The sequence below is a fragment of the Phenylobacterium sp. genome, from assembly GCF_036263695.1.
Lineage (GTDB): Bacteria > Pseudomonadota > Alphaproteobacteria > Caulobacterales > Caulobacteraceae > Phenylobacterium.
Genome location: NZ_DATAGM010000476.1, coordinates 1 through 4444 on the forward strand (window position 1 = coordinate 1; position 4444 = coordinate 4444).

Genomic DNA, 4444 nt, shown 5'->3' on the forward strand with positions numbered 1-4444 from the left:
CGCCGGGGGGCTCCCCCCAGGAAGGTCCGAGCGGTCCTGTCGCCGCGATCGGCGAGCTGTCCCGGATTTAGGTCCGGCTGCATCCGCGCCGCCGCGGCCTCCGTACCTCTGTCATCGCCGCTGCAGGCGATGAGCAATTCAGAGGGATCGAGACATGTCCGTGAAATCCGTTGCGGCGGCCGTCGCCGGCCTGAGCCTGGCGCTCGCCGGCGTGAGCGTCGCCAACGCTGAAATGAAGGCCGAGAAGACGGTGATGGTCGGCGGGGCGGCGATGTACCCGTCAAAGACCATTGTCGAGAACGCGGTGAATTCGAAGGACCACACCACCCTGGTGGCGGCGGTGCAGGCCGCCGGGCTGGTGGACACCCTGGCGAGCCCTGGCCCCTTTACTGTGTTCGCGCCGACCAACGCGGCCTTCGCGAAGCTGCCCGGCGGCGCGGTCGATGGCCTGCTGAAGCCGGAGAGCAAGGCGGCCCTGACCGGCGTGCTGACCTACCACGTGGTGCCCGGCCGCATGAGCGCCCGCGACCTCATGGCGAAGGTCAAGGCCGGCGGCGGCAAGGCCATGCTGAAGACCGCCCAGGGCGAGAACCTTACGGTCTCGCAGCACGGCTCCGGCTTGATGGTCTGGGACGCCAAGGGCGGCTCGGCGATGGTCACCATCGCGGACGTGAACCAGTCGAACGGCGTGATCCACGTCGTGGACACGGTGCTGATGCCCTAGCGGCCATCCGGAACGGCGCGCCGCCTTGCCCCCCGCAGGGCGGCGCGCCGCCCCGGGAACCGGATCTCTCGGCCCGTCCCGCCGTGAGCTCCCACCCGGAGCCTTCCGCCGCCTCCTCTCAGCTCCTTGAGGCGTGCGGATCGGGCAGGGAGGTCGTGTTCGCCGGACAAGCTCGCGTCCGCGGACACGATATCCGGTCCCCCGGCATCAGGGGACCGGCGCGTCCAGCACCCCCACCATCTGGAACCACGGCGGCTCGGCGTAGGGGTTCGGATAGACCGCCATGCCGAGCCGGCGCATGACCCCCAGGGAGGCGGCGTTCTCGGCCTCCGTCGTGGCGACGATCCGCTTCAGGTTCAGCGCCTCGAAGGCGTAGGCGATCAAAAGGCCCGCCGCCTCGCTGGCGACGTTCAGGCCCTGCTCGGGAGGGCAGACGGCCCAGAACAGCCCGACCTCCGGCGAGAAGCGGGCCGGCTCCTCCAGTCCCGTGTGCTGCAGCTGGTCGAAGGGGCCGAAGGCCGGGACCAGGCCGACGATCCCGAGGAACCGGCCGTCCGCGCGGCTGACCACGGCGCGGTCGCCGTAGGGCGGCTGCATCAGGCCGGAGAGCTGGTCGTAATTGGCGATCGTCCAGGACAGCCAGTCGGCTCGGCGCGCCCGGTTGGCCGCCTCGTCGAGGGCCGCTTCCGCGTAGCCGATGTCCAGCCACAGCTTGTGGCAAGCCTCCAGGTCGCCGGCGCACAGCCGGCGCACCAACAGGCGCTCGGAGGCCAGGGTGGGGATGTCGACGACGCGCTCGGGCGGCGGCGATCCGGGGCTCCAGAACGCCTCGCCCATCCGCCTCAGCCCTTGTGCTCGTCCATCAGGTCGGCGAACCGCTCGAACAGGTAGAGCGAGTCCGTGGGGCCGGGGGAGGCCTCCGGGTGGTGCTGGACGGAGAAGACCGGCCGGTCCTTCAGGGCGATGCCGGCGTTGGTGCCGTCGAACAGAGAGACATGGGTCTCCACCACCGGGGCCGGAAGGCTGTCGCGGTCCACGGTGAAGCCGTGGTTCATGGAGACGATCTCCACCTTGCCGGTGGTCAGGTCCTTCACCGGGTGGTTCGCCCCGTGGTGGCCCTGCTCCATCTTCACCGTCTTGGCGCCCAGCGCCAGCGACAGCATCTGGTGGCCCAGGCAGATGCCGAACACCGGCGTGCCGCTCTCAACCAGCTTCCGTATCTCAGGGACCGCGTAGGCGCCGGTGGCGGCCGGGTCGCCCGGGCCGTTGGAGAGCAGGATGCCGTCGGGCTTGCGGGCCAGGATCTCCTCGGCCGAGGTGCTGGCCGGCACCACTGTGGCTCGCGCGCCGACCGAGGTCAGGGCCCGCAGGATGTTGCGCTTCACGCCGTAGTCCAGGACCACCACCTCGTAGCGCGGCGCGTCCAGCTTGGTGTAGCCGCGCGGCCAGGCCCACAAGCCTTCCTCGTAGGTGAAGGGCTGCAGGCAGCTGGCGTCCTTGGCCAGGTCCAGGCCGACGATGCCGCTCCACGCGCGGGCCCGGGCGACCAGCGCCTCGAGGTCGAAGCGGCCCTCCGGATTGTGGGCGATGACGGCGTGCGGCATGCCGGTTTCGCGGATCTTCTTGGTCAGCGCGCGGGTGTCGACGCCGGCCAGCCCCACGACGCCGCGGCGGCTCATCCAGGTGGCCAGGTCCGCATTCGCCCGCCAGTTGGCCGGGGCGGTGGGGATGTCGCGGAAGATCGCGCCCCTCGCCGCCGTCTCGGCCGAGCCGGACATCTGCTCGATATCCTCGATGTTGGTCCCGACGTTGCCGATGTGCGGGAAGGTGAAGGCGATGATCTGGGCCATGTAGGAGGGGTCCGTGAGGATCTCCTGATAGCCGGTCATGGCGGTGTTGAAGCAGACCTCGCCGACCGCGTCGCCGACGGCCCCGACGCCGACCCCTTGCAGGACGGCGCCGTCGGCCAGGACCAGGACGCCGGTCACTCCAGGCAGCAGTGCGGTCATGGTGTCGGCTCCGGGTTGAGGGATGCTTGCAAAAAGGCGGGTCGAGGTGAACCCCGCCCGCCTAGGCAAACCGGCGGCTACCTAGTGAGACTCAAGGGTGGCGTCAATGCGGTGACCTGCGACGGCGCGGCGATTAGGTTCGGCGCAACGGAGGTGCGCCATGCATATCGATCCCGATCGCCAGGCGTGGGAGCAGTTCAAGGACCTGCCGCGCGACCAGCCGATCCAGATGCTGAACCTCGTGCGGCTGAAGGACTTCGCCGACTACCCCGCCGATCACCCGGACCGGGGGAAGGGCTACACGGGCCTGGACGCCTACCGGGCCTACGGCCGCACCACCGCGCCGATCCTCAAGCGGCTGGGCGGCCGGCAGGTCTGGGCGGGCCGGCCGCAGGTGACGGTGACCGGGCCTTCCAGCGAAGCGTGGCATCTGGCCTTCATCGTCGAATACCCCACCGCGCAGGCCTTCATCGACATGGTTCGCGACCCCGAGTACCGCGAGCACGTCAAGCACCGCAGCGCCGCCGTGGCGGACTCCAGGTTGATCCGGCTCTCGCCGCTGACGCCGGGGGAGGGCTTCGGCGAGTGATCACCACCGTCGGGCTCGATGCCGACGACACCCTCTGGCACAACGAGAGCCTGTTCCGGCTGACCCAGCAGCGGTTCTTCGACCTGCTGGCCGACGTCGCCGAGCCGGCGATGCTCGAGCAGCGCCTGGCGGAGGTCGAGAAGCGGAACCTGCGGCTCTACGGCTACGGGGTGAAGGGCTTCACCCTCTCGATGATCGAGACCGCCATGGAGCTGACCGGCGGGGAGGCCCCGCCCCGCATCGTGCGCGAGATCCTGGCCGCCGGGCGCGAGATGCTGAGCGAGCCGGTGGAGCCGCTGCCCGGCGTCGATTCGGCGCTGGCGCAGCTCTCCGAGCGCTACCGCCTCGTGCTGATCACCAAGGGCGACCTGCTGCACCAAGAGCAGAAGCTGGCGGCCTCGGGTCTCGGCGACCTGTTCGTCGCCGTCGAGATCGTCTCGGAAAAGGACGCATCCACCTACGAGAGGGTGTTCAACCGCCACGGGACCGGTCCGGCCGAGGCGGTGATGTGCGGCAACTCGGTCCGGTCGGACATCCTGCCGGCGCTGGAAGCGGGCGCCTGGGCCGCCCACGTGCCGTACCCGCTGGTCTGGGCCCACGAGATCGCCGACGCGCCGCTGGACCATCCCAGGTTCGCCGAGTTGTCGAGCATCACCGAATTGCCGGCGTGGATCGCGAGCATCACGTAACCCCCGCTCATCCCGGCTTTTGGCGGAATGAGCGGTTCAGGATGTCACAACCGTGCCGCCCCATCCGTCCTGTCCTCAAGATCAGGAGGCGAGGGCGATGGCCCGGTGGATCAGCGGGATACTGGCGGTGCTTCTCGGCGCGAACGCGCTTGCGATGCTGTTCGCCGGCTTCTGGTGGTACGGGGCGGTGGATGGAGTCCCACAGACGGGCCCCTACAACCCCCACTTCGTGCGCGACATCGGGGCGGCCTACCTGGTGACGGCGGCGGGGCTGGCGTGGTTCGCCTGGCGGCCGCGCCAGGGCTGGCCGGCGCTCGCCGCCGGCGCGGCCTTCCTGACGCTGCACGCGGCCATTCACGTCTACGACGCCGCCTGCGGGGCCGCCCCCGTCCAGATGATCGCCCGGGACTTCGCCGGCGTCTTCCTCCCGGCC

At 70.2% G+C, this 4444-nt stretch carries 6 protein-coding genes; 4 read left to right on the forward strand and 2 right to left on the reverse strand.

The window, feature by feature from the left end; all coding sequences use genetic code 11:
• The first annotated feature begins 154 nt into the window (after window positions 1–154).
• Window positions 155–724, forward strand: coding sequence for a fasciclin domain-containing protein (locus VHK87_RS19090; protein WP_329636481.1), 570 nt, complete (start codon window positions 155–157; stop codon window positions 722–724).
• 207 nt (window positions 725–931) lie between these two features.
• On the opposite strand, the gene VHK87_RS19095 is transcribed toward VHK87_RS19090, so the two are convergent.
• Window positions 932–1561, reverse strand: a complete 630-nt coding sequence (locus tag VHK87_RS19095; protein ID WP_329636482.1) for a GNAT family N-acetyltransferase — start codon at window positions 1559–1561, stop codon at window positions 932–934.
• A gap of 5 nt (window positions 1562–1566) precedes the next feature.
• A complete protein-coding gene (gene carA, locus VHK87_RS19100) occupies window positions 1567–2733 on the reverse strand; it encodes a glutamine-hydrolyzing carbamoyl-phosphate synthase small subunit (protein ID WP_329636483.1) in 1167 nt (388 codons plus the stop codon).
• 160 nt (window positions 2734–2893) lie between these two features.
• On the opposite strand from carA, the gene VHK87_RS19105 reads away from it, so the two are divergent.
• From VHK87_RS19105 to VHK87_RS19115, 3 genes are all read left to right on the forward strand, one after another.
• On the forward strand, window positions 2894–3322 hold the full coding sequence (locus VHK87_RS19105; RefSeq protein ID WP_329636484.1) for a DUF1330 domain-containing protein: 429 nt from the start codon (window positions 2894–2896) through the stop codon (window positions 3320–3322).
• A complete protein-coding gene (locus VHK87_RS19110) occupies window positions 3319–4011 on the forward strand; it encodes an HAD family hydrolase (RefSeq protein WP_329636485.1) in 693 nt (230 codons plus the stop codon). Before VHK87_RS19105 ends, VHK87_RS19110 begins: the two co-directional genes overlap by 4 nt.
• A 97-nt stretch (window positions 4012–4108) precedes the next feature.
• On the forward strand, window positions 4109–4444 hold a 336-nt coding region (locus tag VHK87_RS19115), incomplete at its 3' end, for a hypothetical protein (RefSeq protein WP_329636486.1).

Excerpts from the sequence above, each read along its gene's own strand:
- VHK87_RS19090 (WP_329636481.1), top strand. The coding sequence starts at position 155 with ATGTCCGTGAAATCCGTTGCGGCGGCCGTCGCCGGCCTGAGCCTGGCG.
- VHK87_RS19095 (WP_329636482.1), bottom strand. The coding sequence starts at position 1,561 with ATGGGCGAGGCGTTCTGGAGCCCCGGATCGCCGCCGCCCGAGCGCGTC.
- carA (WP_329636483.1), bottom strand. The coding sequence starts at position 2,733 with ATGACCGCACTGCTGCCTGGAGTGACCGGCGTCCTGGTCCTGGCCGAC.
- VHK87_RS19105 (WP_329636484.1), top strand. The coding sequence starts at position 2,894 with ATGCATATCGATCCCGATCGCCAGGCGTGGGAGCAGTTCAAGGACCTG.